Raw genomic sequence first — 2,532 nt, 5'->3', positions numbered from 1 at the left:
GGGTAGCGCGGCGTGGTCGGCGCGTCGGCGCCGAGCTGCTGCGTCACGGCCGCCTCCAGCCCGGCGAACTCGTCGGCGGTCAGGATCGGGTTGGTGAAGAACGACCCGCACGACCACGTGTCGTGGTCGGCGGCGTCCAGGACCATGCCGCGCCGGCGGCGTTGGGCCAGCACGGCCTCGCGCGCGTCGGCCAGGGGCACGCGAGTCCCCAGCTCCACCCCGAGCTGCGTGGCCAGATCGGCGTAGGCGACCGGTGCGCTGAGATCGGCGAGCACGAACTGGAACACGACGTCGAGGACGACGAACCGCCCGGCGCCGCGGTACGTCGAGCCCTTGAACAGCGAGTGTCGGTAGGTGAAGTCGCACTCGGTGTTGGCGAACGTGCGCACCTGCCCGGCCTGGCGGTCCCAGGTGCGCACTCGGGCGATCGTCTGCGCGACCTCCTGCCCGTACGCGCCGACGTTCTGCACCGGCGTGGCGCCGGCACTGCCGGGGATGCCGGACAGGGCCTCGATCCCGCTCCAGCCCTGCGCCACCGCCCGGGCGACGACCTCGTCCCACACCTCCCCAGCGGCGATCCGCACGTGCGCGCCGCCGCACGCATCGGCCGATTCCACGTCGATCCCGGTCGTGGCCACCCGGACCACCGTGCCCGGGAAACCGTCGTCGGCGATGACGAGGTTCGATCCTCCGCCGAGCACGAGTACCGGCTCACCCGCGGCATCGGCCGCGCGCACCGCATCGATGACCTCGGCCTCGGTGGTGGCCGTGAGAAGGCGGCGGGCGGGACCACCGACCCGCATCGTCGTCAGGGGCGCCAGGGGCGCGTCGCGCTCCTCCTTCACGAGGCCAGCGCGACGGTGGCGATGCACTTGCCCAGCACGCGCACCCCATCGAAGGTGACCGTCAGTTCGACCCTCGCCCGACCGTCGGCATCGATGTCCTTGACGACGCCGGACACGGTGACGTCGGCGCCGGTCTCACGCGGCACGACGACCGGTTTGGTGAAGCGCGTCGAGTACGACAGCACCCGCCCGGCATCGCCGACCCAGTCGACGACGACCTGGACGGCCGCGCCCATGGTCCACATGCCGTGGGCGATGACGTTGGGCAGGCCGACCTGCGTGGCGAAGGTCTCGTCCCAGTGGATGGGGTTGCGGTCGAGCGAGGCGCCCGCGTACTGCACGAGCGTGGCGCGATCGACATGGATCGTGCGGCCGGGCACCTCGTCACCGACCGCGACGTCGGCAGCGCGGAGCACAGTGAGGTCGGGTGTCGAGGCGGCGGGGGTGGTCGTCTCGGGCATGTCAGTCCTCTCCGCGGATGACGAGCATGGAACGGGTCGAGCACACCAACGCGCCCGGCGCACCGGCAGTGTCGACGGCGTGCAGATCGGAGCGCAGCGCGACCATGGTGTGGCCGCCGGCACCGCGGACGGACTCGATGGTCAGCACGCCGACGATCTCGTCGCCGGCCACGAGCGGGCGCTGGTGGTCGAACGACTGCTCGCCGTGGACGACGCGGCTGAAGTCGACGCCGGCCTCGGGGTCGGTGACGAACTGCGCGTCGCACAGCTGCGAGATGAGCACGGCGAAGGTCGGCGGCGCGATGACGTCGGCGTAGCCGGCACGGCGGGCGGCCTCGACGTCGACGTGCAGCGGGTCGGTCGCCCCGACGGCGGCGGCGAACTCGCGGATCTTCTCGCGGCCGACCGTGTACGTGGCGGTGGGCGGATACGTCCGCCCGACAAAGGACTCGTTCACCGGCATGGGGACCACCTTAGAGCGTGGGTGGGACAGCGACCGAGCCCTGGGCCGCAACCCGGTCGGCGGGTGGCCGGGGCACAGCGAAGGACCCCACGCCGGCGTCGGCGTGGGGTCCTTCGGTGCTCACCGTCGATGCGGCGGCGGAATGCTGGTCAGCGGGTCTCGCGGTGCGCACGGTGGGTGCGGCAGCGCGGGCAGTACTTGGCCAACTCAAGACGATCCGGCGTGTTGCGCCGGTTCTTCTTGGTGATGTAGTTGCGCTCCTTGCATTCCGTGCACGCAAGGGTGATCTTCGGACGGATGTCGGCGCTCTTGCTGGCCACGGGTCAACCTGCTCTCGAAAAACGGGGTTCTGCTCTGGGTGGACGACGAACCACGATGGCTCGCCATGGGCGGGGCCACCTTTGCGGCCGACGCACCAGAATACCTGACAACCACGGTGGAGCGGAATCCATTCCCTGGGTGCCGTGCGTAGCGGGAGCGGGGCTCGATCCCGCGACCTCACGATTATGAGTCGTGCGCTCTAACCAGCTGAGCTACCCCGCCAGGCGCCTGCGGTGGCTGCGGATGGATCCGCGGCCGATGCAGACCTGAGCCCCCTGTCGGAATCGAACCGACGACCTTTTCCTTACCATGGAAACGCTCTGCCGACTGAGCTAAGGGGGCAGTCACGCGAGATTCACCCGCGCGGACCAGAGGAGATTACACCGACTTGGCCCGGATGACGAAATCGAGGCTCCCCACCGGCGGCGGCACGCCGGCGGGA

General features: G+C 70.5%; 4 protein-coding genes and 2 tRNA genes. All 6 read right to left on the bottom strand.

The window, feature by feature from the left end:
• A partial coding sequence (locus tag KD1_RS11590) for a UDP-N-acetylmuramate dehydrogenase (RefSeq protein ID WP_068402075.1) occupies window positions 1–845 on the bottom strand: 845 nt, incomplete at its 3' end.
• Window positions 842–1,306 carry a MaoC/PaaZ C-terminal domain-containing protein gene (locus tag KD1_RS11585; protein WP_068402073.1) on the bottom strand — a complete coding sequence of 155 codons (465 nt, stop codon included), beginning with the start codon at window positions 1,304–1,306 and terminating at the stop codon, window positions 842–844. The genes KD1_RS11590 and KD1_RS11585, both read right to left, overlap by 4 nt.
• 1 nt (window position 1,307) lies before the next feature.
• Window positions 1,308–1,769 carry an FAS1-like dehydratase domain-containing protein gene (locus KD1_RS11580; RefSeq protein ID WP_068402071.1) on the bottom strand — a complete coding sequence of 154 codons (462 nt, stop codon included), beginning with the start codon at window positions 1,767–1,769 and terminating at the stop codon, window positions 1,308–1,310.
• 149 nt (window positions 1,770–1,918) lie between these two features.
• Entirely contained in the window at window positions 1,919–2,089 is a 171-nt protein-coding gene (gene rpmG, locus KD1_RS11575) for a 50S ribosomal protein L33 (RefSeq protein ID WP_068402069.1), read from the bottom strand.
• Window positions 2,090–2,238: 149 nt separating this feature from the next.
• Window positions 2,239–2,312, bottom strand: a tRNA-Met gene (locus KD1_RS11570).
• A 47-nt stretch (window positions 2,313–2,359) separates the two neighbouring features.
• A tRNA-Thr gene (locus KD1_RS11565) sits at window positions 2,360–2,432 on the bottom strand.
• Window positions 2,433–2,532: the final 100 nt, after the last annotated feature.

The sequence above is a fragment of the Kribbia dieselivorans NBRC 106261 genome (assembly GCF_001552435.1).
GTDB lineage: Bacteria > Actinomycetota > Actinomycetes > Actinomycetales > Dermatophilaceae > Kribbia > Kribbia dieselivorans.
This window is presented reverse-complemented; position numbering and strand designations above follow the sequence as displayed.